10 protein-coding genes are annotated in these 12,784 nt (G+C 49.6%); 5 read left to right on the forward strand and 5 right to left on the reverse strand.

All coding sequences use genetic code 11. The annotated features are described in order from the left end of the window. Positions 1–10: 10 nt before the first annotated feature. The gene (locus tag KK062_RS10190; protein ID WP_254084186.1) at positions 11–2,512 is read right to left on the reverse strand and encodes an ABC transporter permease; all 2,502 of its coding nucleotides are present in this window, start codon (positions 2,510–2,512) and stop codon (positions 11–13) included. 172 nt (positions 2,513–2,684) lie between these two features. Between KK062_RS10190 and KK062_RS10195 the strand changes: the two genes are divergently transcribed. Together KK062_RS10195 and KK062_RS10200 are read left to right on the forward strand one after the other, a co-directional pair. After that, positions 2,685–5,129 carry an ABC transporter permease gene (locus tag KK062_RS10195; RefSeq protein WP_254084187.1) on the forward strand — a complete coding sequence of 815 codons (2,445 nt, stop codon included), beginning with the start codon at positions 2,685–2,687 and terminating at the stop codon, positions 5,127–5,129. A 127-nt stretch (positions 5,130–5,256) separates the two neighbouring features. Then, a complete protein-coding gene (locus tag KK062_RS10200; protein ID WP_254084188.1) occupies positions 5,257–6,183 on the forward strand; it encodes a DUF2167 domain-containing protein in 927 nt (308 codons plus the stop codon). Between the two features lie 73 nt (positions 6,184–6,256). Here KK062_RS10200 and KK062_RS30910 read toward each other — a convergent pair whose 3' ends face one another. Further along, the gene (locus KK062_RS30910; protein WP_317195762.1) at positions 6,257–7,171 is read right to left on the reverse strand and encodes a VOC family protein; all 915 of its coding nucleotides are present in this window, start codon (positions 7,169–7,171) and stop codon (positions 6,257–6,259) included. 90 nt (positions 7,172–7,261) lie between these two features. Then, positions 7,262–7,492, reverse strand: a complete 231-nt coding sequence (locus KK062_RS10210) for a hypothetical protein (RefSeq protein WP_254084189.1) — start codon at positions 7,490–7,492, stop codon at positions 7,262–7,264. A 222-nt stretch (positions 7,493–7,714) separates the two neighbouring features. On the opposite strand from KK062_RS10210, the gene KK062_RS10215 reads away from it, so the two are divergent. Continuing rightward, the gene (locus KK062_RS10215; protein ID WP_254084190.1) at positions 7,715–8,041 is read left to right on the forward strand and encodes a hypothetical protein; all 327 of its coding nucleotides are present in this window, start codon (positions 7,715–7,717) and stop codon (positions 8,039–8,041) included. A gap of 31 nt (positions 8,042–8,072) precedes the next feature. Here the strand turns inward: KK062_RS10215 and KK062_RS10220 are convergent, their stop codons facing one another. Then, entirely contained in the window at positions 8,073–8,381 is a 309-nt protein-coding gene (locus KK062_RS10220; RefSeq protein WP_254084191.1) for a hypothetical protein, read from the reverse strand. A 426-nt stretch (positions 8,382–8,807) separates the two neighbouring features. On the opposite strand from KK062_RS10220, the gene KK062_RS10225 reads away from it, so the two are divergent. Continuing rightward, positions 8,808–10,334, forward strand: coding sequence for a M81 family metallopeptidase (locus KK062_RS10225; RefSeq protein ID WP_254084225.1), 1,527 nt, complete (start codon positions 8,808–8,810; stop codon positions 10,332–10,334). An 87-nt stretch (positions 10,335–10,421) separates the two neighbouring features. Continuing rightward, positions 10,422–11,699 carry a glycoside hydrolase family 99 protein gene (locus KK062_RS10230; protein ID WP_254084192.1) on the forward strand — a complete coding sequence of 426 codons (1,278 nt, stop codon included), beginning with the start codon at positions 10,422–10,424 and terminating at the stop codon, positions 11,697–11,699. A gap of 66 nt (positions 11,700–11,765) precedes the next feature. On the opposite strand, the gene KK062_RS10235 is transcribed toward KK062_RS10230, so the two are convergent. Further along, complete coding sequence (locus KK062_RS10235) at positions 11,766–12,707, reverse strand: family 43 glycosylhydrolase (RefSeq protein WP_254084193.1); 942 nt, start codon at positions 12,705–12,707, stop codon at positions 11,766–11,768. Positions 12,708–12,784: the final 77 nt, after the last annotated feature.

The raw sequence follows: 12,784 nt of genomic DNA on the forward strand, positions 1-12,784 counted from the left end.
CATTATATTTTTATTCACTCTTTAAGTGATCGACCGGATTTCGTGTTACCACTTTCACCATTTGCATACCCGAAAGAACGGCGACGGCGGACACAACCGTCAGCAGCGGAATGGCGAAGATCCAGGGCGATAGCGGGGTGTGTGCGGGGTATGAGGATAGCCATCGATCCGCGCCGTACCAGACGACCGGAATGGCTACCAGGCAAGAAATGATAATACAGCGCGCCTGATCACTTAAGAGCAACGCCAGCAGGTGCGATACGGACGCTCCCAGTACTTTTCGGATGCTGATCTCTTTCAGGCGGGCAGTGGTTTCAAACAACGCCATTCCCAGAATGCCGAGGCAGGCTATGAAGACCGCGATGCCTGAAAAGGCAGAGAACACCTGACTAAATTGCCTTTCCGATTTGAACTGCTGGTCGTAGTATTCGTCCATGAAGAAATATTCAAACGGCTGTCCCGGAAATGCTTCTTTCCAGGTTTGTTCTATTTCGCCCAGTACTTGTTGTGGCTTACTTCCGGAATTCAAGCGTATGGAGTAGTATACTTGCTGATAGCTGTTGTAGTTCAGTTTCAGGATCATCGGATAGATTTCATTTTTTACCGCTTCGTGGTGGTAGTCTTCCATCACACCGATGATCTCATGATCTTCAAAATCATCGAAGACCTGAAACTTGACCGTTTTGTTCATGGCATCTTCCGGCGATTTGAATCCAAGCGCGTTCATGGCACTTTCGTTCAGGATGATCTTCAGCCAGTCTTTTCTTTCCCAGGGCTCCTTCCATACGTTGACCTCTTCCGCCTCAAAATTTCGTCCCGCTAATATTTTGATCTTATATAATGGAATAAAATTTTCTCCTACAAACATTGTCTTGTAGCGGGTTGGATCATAGGAATCGTTCAAGCTTCTTTTAATGAGGTCCACGTATGTAAAGCCGATCTCCGTTCCCGGTATCGCCGACGATGTCGATATCATGTCCACGGATGCGCGCTGCAATAGTTTGTCACGAAGGCGTTTATAGTTGTTGTACTTTTCGAATACTTCCTGGTTGGCATAGGCCACCGGGTTTCTCACGGCGACCGCGCTTTCCACTTCAATGCCTTTGTTTGTCCGCTGCATGTACCCGAGTTGTCCATTGATTACCAGCAGAAATGCTATCAGCATGATCGACACACTGAATTGCACCACCAGCAACGGCTTGCGAAGAAAGCCGCGACTTTTTTGTGGGCTGAATTTTCCTTTCAACGCGTGCGCTGCATTTAGTTTTATGAGGTAAAGTCCCGGGTAAATGCCGGTGGTGATCGAGCCCCCGGCGAAAAATAAGAGCGCCATCAGCCAAAGCCCCGGTGTATTCCGATAGGCCTGTTGGACGGGGATACCACTGACATTTTCAAAATAAGGCGTAAACGTGAACACCAGCATACCGGCGATGGCCAGCGCCAAAAGATTGATGCAAACAAATTCAACTAAAAACTGAAGCCCGAGGTCTATCTTTGATGACCCTATGATACGCCTCACCCCTACCTCTTTTGCCCTTCTCAAAAAGCGCGCTGTTTCGACGTTGATGTAGTTAATCCAGCCCATGATGATAATAACAACACCGATTGCGAGCAAAAGGTAAACCAGTGTCGCGCTGCCGTTCGCCTCATACTCGTCCTTTATATCTGATTGAAGGTGTATGTCTTTGAGCGGTTGAAGAAATACAGACGTGCCTTTGATCTTCGGGGTTTCCTTTGACGTTTGTGCGAGCATTTGATTTAGTCTGGATTTAACAGCGCTGGGGTCTGTATGTTCTTTTAACATCGCATAGTTAAAAATGAGGGAGGGTAACCAGTTGTCTTCCAAAACTTCCGGCCATACATCTTCGAGCTTTGAAACAAACCTTGCATGAAAGTGCGCGTTTTTTGGAATGTCTATCATGACTCCCGTCACGATCAGCGGAGCCTCGCCGTTTTCCTCTACGCGGTCGAGCCGTTGTCCCAGCACATCGGTGTTTCCAAAGACCTTCCTGGCGACGGACTCGGAGATCACAATGCTGTTGGGATTTTTCAGTACGGTTGCCGCATTTCCCTTTATCAGTAGGCTTGGGAACACTTTAAAGAAGTTGGAGTCGGCGTTGATGTGTCCACCTGACTCATTAAACATCTTGTTGTCATGTCCGAATAAGAAGCCGGTATTGGCCGGGATCTTCATGAAGCGCGTGGCTGTCTCTACATCGGAAAGCTCATGCAGGAAATTGTAAATGCCCGGGTAACTTTTTGCTGCGCTATTGGCGTTTGATCCAACTTCGTGTCCGTTGAGCGCAATCCTGTAAATACGGTCCTTATTCGCGTGGAGATCATCGTAGCTCATCTCAAACGATGTATAGACCATCATGAAGAAGAACGACGTGATGGCGACGGCAAGGCCAAGAATATTGATCAATGAAAAGCCTTTGCTTTTCATCAGATGCCTTACTGCCAATCTGAAGTGATTTTGCAGCAAACCGGCGGTACGAAAGTCTTTGGCCATTTACTTATATTTTTAGTCAAGTAAACAAAGTACTATTTTTTACCTGACAAAAAGCATTTTCCTGTCGGCAATTGCACAAAATGATACAGAATCACTTCCTATCTACGTTTGCCTTCCACCAATATTAATTATACTTTTAGCTATACTTCGAGCCAACGAAAAGTGTACCCGTATGCTGCGCAACTATTTAACCGTCGCTTTCCGCAATATCGTCAAGAATAAGGTGTTCTCGGGCATCAATATTTTAGGGCTTGGCATTGGACTGGCGGCATGTCTTCTTATTTTTCAATTCGTTCGCTACGAGCTGAGCTACGATACATTTCATGCCAAGATCGATCGCACCTACCGCGTCACCAACGACCGTTTCCAGCACGGCAAGCTGATTCAGCATGGCACGATCACCTACCCGGCGGTCGGCCCCGCGATGGTCCGGGACTTTCCGGAGATAGAAGAATATACCCGCCTGATGCCGGCAGGAACCCTGAATATCCGAATCGACGATCAACACATCCGGAGCGGGCAGTCTCATTTTGCCGATGAACATTTCTTTTCCGTGTTTTCATTTTCCATGCTGGCCGGCGACCGTCTTACGGCGTTGAAAGAGCCGCTCTCGGCGGTACTGACGGAGCACGCAGCCAAACAATTCTTCCCCGCACAGGGGGCCGACTATGCGTCCATGATCGGAAAAACATTTTACTGGGGAACGGACACGGAGCCGTACACGGTAAAGGCAATATGCCAGGACATTCCCGCTAATTCTCATATCCAGTTTGATGTGCTAATATCCTATGCCACCCTGGTACACGCCACCCAGATGGAGGCTGATAACAGCTGGACATGGTCGGATATGCGGCATTATCTGGTGCTAAAACCCGGCGTGGACCATACGCAACTGGAAGCCAAGTTTCCGGCCTTCAGCGACCGCCATTTCCAGGGCGATAAGGTTTCGGGCAGCGTGGAGAAATTCTATCTGCAGCCCCTGCGCGATGCACACCTCTATTCTCAGTATGAGTACGATATTGCCAAAGTTGCGAGCGGCAAGGCCGTATGGGCGATGTTGATTGTGGCGCTCTTCATCCTATTGATCGCGTGGATCAACTATATCAACCTGACGACCTCGCGCGCACTCGACCGTGCCAAGGAAGTCGGGCTTCGTAAAGTAATGGGCGCATTCAAAACACAACTCATCAAGCAGTTCATTTTTGAATCGTTTATTCTGACAGGCCTCGCCTTTGTGGTCGCCATGATGATGGCGCAGCTGCTGCAAGCGCCGTTTAACAAAATTACCGGCAATGATTTATCGCTGTGGCGAATCATTCAAACAACCGACACGAGAACCCTCGTCGCTGTTGCTGCCTTGTTGCTCCTGGGCGCACTGGTGTCGGGGTTTTATCCGGCGCTGGTTCTTTCTTCTTACCAACCCATTACGGTACTCAAAGGAAAATTTCAGCGCTCCGCCCGGGGTAATTTCCTCCGAAAAGCCCTCGTCATTGTTCAGTTTACGTCTTCGGCGGCGTTGATCACGGGCACGATCATTGTATCCCAACAGTTGAATTTTATAAACGACGCTGACCTCGGGATGGTTATCGACAATACCGTCATTGTAAACGCGCCCGAGCTGTCTGCGTGGGACTCCAGTTTCATGCAGCGTGTGGAGAGCTACAAACATGCTCTGCTACAACTTCCCGGGGTGGAGCATGCCGCTACATCCGCAAACCTGCCTGGCGACCGGCTGGCGCGGGGCTTCAACCTGCACCTGAAAGAGCAGACATCTGCCAAGTATACCATTAGCTATCTCGGCGTCGATCATCATTTCATGAGTACCTACAACATGTCGTTGGTAGCAGGCCGTGGATTTTTACCGACGGATCATCAGGTGGACTACGACAAGATCCGGTCGATCATCCTCAATGTCAATGCCACCCGGCTTTTGGGGATCAGTACCCCGGAAGATGCCATCGGAAAAGAATTAACGGACGATAAGCACGCCTGGACCATTGTCGGGGTGATCCGGGACTTTCACCAGGAATCGCTGAAGTCGCCCATGGAACCTACCGTGCTGATGCCTACCTATAGTACATATGCTGCTACATCCATCAAAATAAAAACAGAAGACACAAAAAGTATCCTCGCGTCCATTGAGAATACCTATAAAAAGTATTTCCCTGGAAACGCCTTCGAATATTTCTTTCTGAAAGACCGCTACAACCGCCAGTATCATGACGACATGCGTTTTGGAAAGATCGTTAGCATCTTTACCGGGCTTGCCATTATCGTGGCATGTTTGGGGCTTATTGGATTATCGTCGTATACGGCAGTGCAGCGTACGAAGGAGATCGGCATTCGTAAAATACTGGGCGCCTCTGTTGTCAACATCGTTTCGTTACTCTCTGCTGACTTTGTCCGGCTGGTATTGATAGCCTCCTTGCTATCGATACCCATTGCCTATTTCAGTATGCAGCACTGGCTTCAGGGATATGCCTATCGCGTTACGCCGGGGTGGGCGCAGTTTGTGATACCGTTGCTCGCGGTGCTGCTGATTGCCACGTTCACCATCAGCTTCCAGGTGCTGAAAGCTGCTATGAGGAATCCGGCCGATACCTTGAAGCACGAATGAAACGCATGGGGTAATTCCTATAGGAGGATAGGGCTGCCGTAAAATCGTTTTTATTTGAAAAACTTACTTCGGTTTCCGTTTTTGGCCCGTAATATCTTTCTTCGATGTGCAATACCAACTTAACGAAATGAGAAAGATCCTACTGACCTTCCTGGCAGGCATTTTTATGATGCCTGCTTTCGCAGCGTTCACCGGTGAAAATGATACTACCAACACATTTTTAGACAGCCTGGAAGCATCCTTCCAGTACCAGACGGGTGAAATTAAATTCGGAGATATCGGCACGCTACAAGTACCGAAAGGATTTCGCTACCTCGACTCGGCGCAAGCCCGATTTGTGATCCACGACATGTGGGGAAACCCGGGTGGTCAGGGAACCCTGGGTATGCTTGTTCCTGAAAATATGGCTATTACCAATGATGCCTGGGCGTTCATCATTACCTACGATGAAATGGGTTACGTGAAAGATGACGACGCCGATGAAATCAACTATGAGGAGATGCTGGAAGGGATACAGAAAGAGGAGCCCGAGATAAATAAGACCCGCATAGAAGCAGGTTATGACCCGATGTATATGATCGGATGGGCCGCGAAACCCTATTATGACGCCGACAAAAAGGTACTCCACTGGGCCAAGGAGATTCAGTTTGGCGACAGCGCGGAAGTAGAGCATACCCTGAACTACAACGTGCGGATACTGGGCCGGAAAGGTGTGCTGGTGCTGAACGCTGTAGCCCTGGTGCATGAGCTGCCCGACGTGCAGGCCAACATCGACCCTGTGCTTTCGTCGTTCACGTATGGAGAGGGCAAAAAGTATGCAGACTTCGATCCGGATGTCGACGAGGTAGCTGCCTGGACAATTGGCGGCCTCGTAGCCGGTAAGGTATTGGCGAAAGCTGGTTTCTTTGCCATCATCCTGAAGAACATCAAGCTGATCGGCCTTGGCATTATGGCACTCTTCACAGGCGTGTGGAAATGGTTTAAACGCAAAACCGAACCGCCCACCGTACGCACGATCGGCGGAGAAGAGAACAGCGATACGCCGCAGGCTTAACAGCCCGCTGCCGTCAGCATAAAAAAAGCCATCTGTCGATAGATGGCTTTTTTTTGCTATGGGATGAAGATCGTCAGGAGGGAACTCCGACCTCTCCCCTATACGCTCTTTCCAGTTCTGCCAGATCGAATTTCTTCATTTTCAGAAATGCATGGGTAACGCGGGCCATGCGCGCAGAATCTTTGTCGGTCATCATCTTGTCCATGGACTCGGGAACGATCTGCCACGAAAGGCCGAACTTGTCTTTTAACCATCCGCATTGTTCTGCTTCCGGAACGGCCGACAGTTTTTCCCAATAGTAGTCGATCTCCTGTTGATCTTTGCAATAAACCAACAGGGATATAGCTTCATTAAAGGTAAAGTGATGTTGCTGCGCACTGTCCATTGCTGCGAGCTGTTGTCCCGCCAGGGTAAATGAAGCATGTGCCACGGTGCCTTCGCGGTCCGGCTCCTGGCCTTTGCTATAGCGCATGATATCGCCGATACGACTGTCTTTGAATATGGAAGTATAAAAACGCATCGCTTCCTCGGCTTTACCGGCGACATCGCCTACAAACATCAGCACCGGCGTGATCTTTTGTTTGATCTCCTGGTTGAAATACATAATCTGCCACGAGACGCCATATTTGTCTTGTGTCCATCCATACCGTTCACTGAAGGGATATTGATCCAGCGGCATCAGTGCCTGGCCTCCGTCGTTCAGCTTCTTCCAAAGCGAATCGACTTCTTCTTTTGTGCTGCACGCCACCAGAAACGAAACCGCAGGTGTGAATTTAAAAAGTGGCCCGGCGCTAATCGACATGAACGACTGTCCGGCGAGCTCGAACCAAACAACGTCACAATCACCGGAGGGCGTATCGTACATCGTTGTTACACTGTTGATCTTCGACGAAGGGAAAACCGATGTATAAAACCGGGCTGCCTCCTTCGCCTCTTTGTCAAACCATAAAGCGGGGTTATTTTTTGCATACGGTATTGGGTTTTGTATGAACCAAACTTACATACAAAATGATGGCAGTCAGGGGTGCAAAAGCGACAACCTGGCGGGCTGTTTGTGACGATCCTCTATGGATGATACTTACTCTTCGACCTCGGCAAAATATCTTTCAGAGAGTTCCTGACGGGTTAACACCCGGGATGACCTATCCGGGTTTTCAGCGTCGGTAGGCGTTATGCGCCAGGTATCTTCGCCCGCTACTTCTACTTTCTGCAGCAAGCGCTCGCCAACCAAAAAGAGCCGACCGGTAGCGATCTCCTTTAATACCATTCCGGTTTCAATGTTAATTTCTGATGTGATGGGTGCGTCCATGATTGATAGTGCTTTAAGGTTGTTGGCAGTAGCTAAAAAAGGATGCCTGCCAGCTTTTTGCGTGCACGGTCCGGACGCTTCCTGAAAACTAAAAAACGCTCCCGCAAACGTAAATTTTTGTCAACATTGGGGAAATCTTGTAGGCTACCTTCATGGCGCCGTAAGGATAGCGCTCACTATCCACGGAATAAGAGAAACACTTATTTAACCAATCTGAACGCCATGAAACGTAAAGTCTTCTTCATCATTATCGCTGTGGCCTGTATTAGCCTGGCCGGTATCGGAAGCTCGCTTGCTTTGCTGTCTCCTACCAGAGATACGGTTCAAATGACGACGGTGTGGGTTCGTAAAGACCCTAACTGCAGTGGAATTCTTATCAACGCAGGAGACTTCGCGCTGACGCCAGGTTTTGAAAATGTCACGATCGATATTACCGACCAGCGTGCCGGACAATCGCAAACGAGAATTGGCTATGCATCGGATGGGATTACGCGGTTGAGGCACATTACTATTGCGCACTTTCAGTCTTCTGTTACTATATTTCAGTAAATTCTACGCTTAGCCTGGCCTATCGCCCGCGTTACCCGGGCAGGAACTGAATACCCTTCGCGCGATTTGTTTCCGCTGTAAGAACACGAAAATTGCTGTAGGGGACCGTACGTTCATCCAGAAAATCATTGACGACATTGTTCCAATCTTCAAGATGGAAACGGAACAGTAGCGTTTCGCCTGCGTCTGTAATTCTTGGCAACGGCTGGATGGCACATGCACTCAAGGCAGGGAAAATGGAAAACCGTTTTTCCATCTGGCTTTTCAGAATTGTGACCTCGACGACATGTTCGTTGTTAGAACGTAGCGTTACTCGTGAACCTGATGGATGCGCTTTCATACAATTCAGTTTATTCTTGAATGACCGTACTACCCTGGTAACGCTGAAGTCAGCACGAATGTTTGTCACGTACGGAGTAGTAGGTTAAGCACATGATTCCTTGCTCCGATCCGTTTTCTCCGTGATCGATGATAAGAAAGTAGATCAGGCATGATGCGGGATAGGATACGGACTTCGTCTGTCAATAAGGATAGCGATTTCTTCCCGGATCGTTCGAAATTTACCTCTCATGCCGCCCACGGAAATTTTTCATTTTCAGGAAGAAAATTTCCAGCGTTGTTTCTCTTACACATCCCCGGCATGGTCACTTAATGTAGGACATTGCTGCATTTTTCTTGCAGCTGCATGGAAGTTGTCCTATATTTTGACTGTAAAGTATGTAAAATGAGAATATTCCACGCCTCTTGCATCGTTATAGTAGCCGTGATGCTTGCCTGCTGCAGCAAGTCCGAAAAAAGCGATGTTGCTAAAAACGACCTTCCCCGTATTGCCATTGCTGGGCTTGGCATTGAGTCGAGCACGTTTTCACCAGCACAAACCCACGAAGAAGCTTTTCACGCCAGGACAGGTCAGTCGATTTTGTCATCCTATGGATTCCTGTCGCCCGACTCGGCTGATTTTAAACGGGCGACATGGTTTCCCGCCCTGATCGGCCGGGCCATACCGGGTGGGATTGTGACGCGTGAGGCCTATGAGTCACTCATGACTAAAATGCTTGACAGTCTTCGGAAAAATCTTCCGTACGACGGTCTCTTTTTCGACATACACGGCGCGATGAGCGTTGTGGGTCTTGATGATCCGGAAGGCGACATGATTGTCCGAATACGCGAAATCGTAGGCTTCAAAACCATCATCTCTACGTCCATGGATTTGCACGGCAACGTGTCCTGGCGCCTGGCACAAAACAGCGACCTGATCACCTGCTACCGCATGGCGCCGCATGAAGACGCCGTGCAATCAGACAAACGTGCTGTGGACAACCTGTTGTCGCGTATCGAGAGCGGAAAGGGTAAGCCGCCATTTAAGGCTTATGTCACCGTACCCATTTTGTTGCCGGGTGAAAAGACCAGCACACGTGTAGACCCCGGTAAAAGTTTGTATGCGCAAGTCGCACCGGCGGCGGATCAACCGGGTGTAGTGGACGCTGCCATCTGGATTGGTTATGCCTGGGCCGATGAGCCGCGTAATCATGCTGTGGTGATGGTTGTGGGAGACGACCGGGACAAAGTCACGTCGACCGCGGAACGCCTGGCACAAAGCTTTTGGGACGTCCGACATCAGTTCGAGTTTATCGCGCCGGTGGCTACGCTACAGGAAAGTCTTGACAAGGCGCTGAAGAGTGACAAACATCCCTTCATGATCAGCGACATGGGTGACAACCCTACCGCTGGTGGCGCGGGTGACGTCACCTGGACGTTAACCGAGATTCTGAAGCGTCCGGAGCTCAAAACTGAAAAAGGCCCGTCGCTCATCTACGCCGCCCTCCCCGGACCGGAATTCGTGGAGAAGGCTGTAAAAGCCGGTGTCGGCGGAAAGGTAGAAGGAGTAGCGGGTGCTGCGGTGGATAACCGGTATGCACCACCGGTGCTCCTGCGCGGTATTGTAAAAGCAATCGTGCAGGGCGACGAGCATGCTGAAACGGAGGTGGTCGTTCAAGTCGGCAGCGTAAACGTGATCGTGACTAAAAAACGAAAACCCTATCATCATGAGACAGACTTCACCCGATTGGGATTAGATCCACGCAAGGCGGATATCGTTGTCGTAAAGCTGGGATACCTTGTTCCTGAATTATACGACATGCGTGCAGATTGGATTATGGCATTAACGCCAGGCGGCGTGGACCAGGACCTGCAACGTCTCCCGTTTAAACGTATTCAACGGCCTATGTTTCCCTTCGACAAGGATATGCCGGCGCCGGACTTGAAAGCAAAGCTTGTGGAAGTAACGCAGTAAGTACCGATCATCAAAAAACCATTTGAAGCCCCGGTGTTTAATCGGTTGTTAATCTCTTTTTAAGAGCGTCGCGCTAGTTTGGCGACCATGAAAAAGAACTATATCCTATCCTTACTTCTCATCAGTTTTGCTACTGTAACATCTGCGCAGGTGCGTCACAATACGGCCACGCTCTTCCCCTCCTATAAAGGGTTAGTGATGGCTGGCTATCAGGGTTGGTTTCGTGCCGCCGGCGACGGCAGCGCCACCAAACGATATGCCTATGGGGACGACAATCGCTCCGGCGTGGACATGTGGCCCGACGTGAGCGAATACGAAAAAACGTACGAGACACCCCACAAGCTTGCCGACGGAACGCCAGCGCGTTTCTTCAGCTCGCTCGATAAGAGCACGGTCGACCTGCATTTCAAGTGGATGCAGCAGTATGGTGTGGACGGCGTTTTTATGCAACGCTTCTTTGACGACGCACGGGATGAGAACCGCAAGAGAGAGTCCTCGGTTATTCTGCAAAATGCGTTCGAAGCCGCATCCAAATACAAACGTGCTATTGCCGTGATGTACGACCTCTCCGGGCTGAAGGGCTCCGGCCAGGATTGCTCATCGCTGATCGAAGACTGGAAATACCTGGTTGACCAATTGAAGGTAACGCAGCAAAAAGGCGAGAAGACATACCTGCACCATCGCGGCAAACCGCTGGTAGTAATATGGGGCCTCGGGTTTCCCGATCGTCCGTACAACATTCGCAACATCGGCATGGACCGGTTCCTGGATTTTCTGAAGAACGATCCCGTCTACGGCAACTGCTCGGTGATGCTGGGAGTCCCTACCGCCTGGCGCTCACTCGACGCCGACTGCACACCCGATCCTTACCTGCACGAGCTCATCCGCCGCGCCGACCTGGTGATGCCGTGGGCCGTGCAACGTTTCTCTCCTTTGCTGCACAGCGACATTGATCGTTACCGCGACATCCTTCTACAGGACATGAAATGGTGTCGTGAGAACAACGTCGACTATGTACCGTGTGTGTATCCCGGCTTCAGCTGGCATAACCTCAGTGTGCATGCGTTCCCGGATGATATTAAACCGGTAGGGTCTATTCCCCGTCAAGGTGGACGGTTTTATTGGCAGATGATCTCTACAGCGCTGAATGCCGGTGCCGAGATGCTGTATGTCGCCATGTTCGATGAGGTGAACGAGGGCACAGCTATTTTCAAGGGCTCCGACAACCCGCCCGTTGGCAAGAATACGTTGTTTATCGATATGGATCACAAACCTTCCGATCACTACCTATGGCTGACGGGGGAAGCCGCAAAAATGCTGCGACGCGAGAAGCCGCTGGCGCTTACGTTGCCCGAACGGAAATAGTATGATAAAATAAAAACAGGAACGGCGGATGGCAACGCACGTTCCTGTTTCACTTTTAACGGTGGACTACTTCACCATTTTTATCGTTCCATCTTTATTATAAAAGAGCTCGTCAACACAGATTGATCTCAACCAATCGTGATCGGAAAGTGAGCTGTTGTGATAAAAGGAATACCATTTGCCTTTGTACTCGACGATAGAGCCGTGGTTTGTATAGCTGTCAGTAGGCTGCATATAGATCCCCTGATGTTTCCAGGGCCCCAGGGGGCTGTTGCTGGTAGCGTATCGCAGGCGGTTATCACCTTTAACACCTTCCTTATCGTTATTTTCGTCGTGGTTATCAGAATACGACAGGTAGTACACACCTTTATATTTGTGCACCCAGCTGGCTTCATGAAAATCCACCAGGCCTTCCATGGTCTTTAACTCTCCGTCGACTTCCACCATGTTGTCTTTCAACTTTCCACCTTTACAGGTACCACCACCACCGTAGTAGAAATAAGCCTGCCCATCATCATCGACAAATACACATGGATCGATCATGGATTCCAACCCCTCGATATAGCCTTGTGCTACAAAATCCTTTGCCGGATGTTTGCTGGTTGCGACTCCTATTTTCCATGTTTTGTTCCACTCTGTACCGCTGGGGTGTGGGAAATAAAAGTAATAGGTGCCGTTTTTATAGGCACAGTCGGGCGCCCACATAAAACCGCCTTCGGGCCTCCCCCATTTTACCTGGCTGGCACGTAAGATCTCACCGTGATCAGTCCAGTTCACCATGTCGTCTGTAGAAAATACATGGTACTGGTCCATGAGATCGCACCCCTTGGGCGGTGCTATATCGTGCGATGCGTAAACATACAAGCGACCATCCTGCCAGACGTGCGCGGAAGGATCGGCCGTATACATGTTGGTGATAAAAGGTTTTTTTTGCTGCGCCGTGACATTGATTGAACCAAAAATCAATGCCGTTAAAAACAAAACTATCGTGCTACTAAATACGCTCATAAATGTGTTTCATTATTTTTTAGTCAACGAATTAACCGGGGTGTGATCATGAAAAGAAAAAAGGTTGTCCCGCACAA

Origin of the sequence: Dawidia cretensis, from assembly GCF_018598175.1 — a bacterium.
Taxonomy (GTDB): domain Bacteria; phylum Bacteroidota; class Bacteroidia; order Cytophagales; family Cyclobacteriaceae; genus Ohtaekwangia; species Ohtaekwangia cretensis.

Coding starts and splice junctions, on each gene's coding strand:
- KK062_RS10190 (WP_254084186.1), bottom strand. CDS start 2,512: ATGGCCAAAGACTTTCGTACCGCCGGTTTGCTGCAAAATCACTTCAGA.
- KK062_RS10195 (WP_254084187.1), top strand. CDS start 2,685: ATGCTGCGCAACTATTTAACCGTCGCTTTCCGCAATATCGTCAAGAAT.
- KK062_RS10200 (WP_254084188.1), top strand. CDS start 5,257: ATGAGAAAGATCCTACTGACCTTCCTGGCAGGCATTTTTATGATGCCT.
- KK062_RS10210 (WP_254084189.1), bottom strand. CDS start 7,492: ATGGACGCACCCATCACATCAGAAATTAACATTGAAACCGGAATGGTA.
- KK062_RS10215 (WP_254084190.1), top strand. CDS start 7,715: ATGAAACGTAAAGTCTTCTTCATCATTATCGCTGTGGCCTGTATTAGC.
- KK062_RS10220 (WP_254084191.1), bottom strand. CDS start 8,381: ATGAAAGCGCATCCATCAGGTTCACGAGTAACGCTACGTTCTAACAAC.
- KK062_RS10225 (WP_254084225.1), top strand. CDS start 8,808: ATGCTTGCCTGCTGCAGCAAGTCCGAAAAAAGCGATGTTGCTAAAAAC.
- KK062_RS10230 (WP_254084192.1), top strand. CDS start 10,422: ATGAAAAAGAACTATATCCTATCCTTACTTCTCATCAGTTTTGCTACT.
- KK062_RS10235 (WP_254084193.1), bottom strand. CDS start 12,707: ATGAGCGTATTTAGTAGCACGATAGTTTTGTTTTTAACGGCATTGATT.